Annotated in this window: 1 protein-coding gene; it reads right to left on the bottom strand. The window is 50.8% G+C overall.

The features are described from left to right. Positions 1–140: 140 nt before the first annotated feature. On the bottom strand, positions 141–801 hold a 661-nt coding region (locus FAS41_RS30730; protein WP_138527033.1), incomplete at its 5' end, for a DNA cytosine methyltransferase.

Below are 801 nucleotides of genomic sequence, written 5' to 3'. Positions count from 1 at the left end.
CACGACACCATTGCTCTGCTGCGGTAGCTATTAACTCTTCGCGAGTAAACTCAAATTCATTTGCCCCTTGCGTGTAATGAGAGAAGAATACTTTCTCTATTACTGAGGAGTAACGGCTCGGTTTACGTGTCGGTTTTAATTCAGGCATTTGCTAGTTCCGTTAGCGTTTCTGCAGTAGCGGATTTTCGGGTGCGCTGAGCAATGGTGTCGTGAGGGACGTCGAAGTGCCTGGCAGCTTTGCTCATATCAAATTTCAAAAGCTCTATAGGTCCTGTTTTTAGGGTTTCTACTGGCTTTTGTGGTTTTATACCGAGCGCTTTAATAATTGAACAAGCGATGGCTCGTCCCAGCAATGGCGGCACACTGTTTCCAATTTGTCGGAACCCATGCCACTTCGTTGCATGAAAACGGAACCAGTCCGGGAATGAGTGGAGTCGTGCCGCCTCGCGTACGGTTATCACTCGAGGTAAAGTCGGGTGGATTGGGCGCGGGGAAGTAAATGCACCACGTGCGCTGTCGGTACCTGCACGCAGTGTATTGCACAAGCCGTCGAGGGGCAGCTTACGAAAACGGCTTACAGGCTCAGTCTTCCCTGGTTCAGTGGCAAGAAAACGCTCTTGCGATAGTGCTGTATGTTCGGTACGGAGACTTGAAGTCAGAAGATCGTGAGCAAAGTGCCGTGGGTAGCCAAAGTCATCCGGGTCTGATGCTAGTTGGCGTAGCCGGCGTGCGTATTCAGCATCCGTTTTCCATGTGGCACGCACCTCATCACTTTCCCGAAGCTCGTCGAATTTGTTTGCG

Source organism: Pseudomonas nicosulfuronedens, from assembly GCF_005877905.1.
GTDB classification, from domain to species: Bacteria; Pseudomonadota; Gammaproteobacteria; order Pseudomonadales; family Pseudomonadaceae; genus Pseudomonas; species Pseudomonas nicosulfuronedens.
This window is presented reverse-complemented; position numbering and strand designations above follow the sequence as displayed.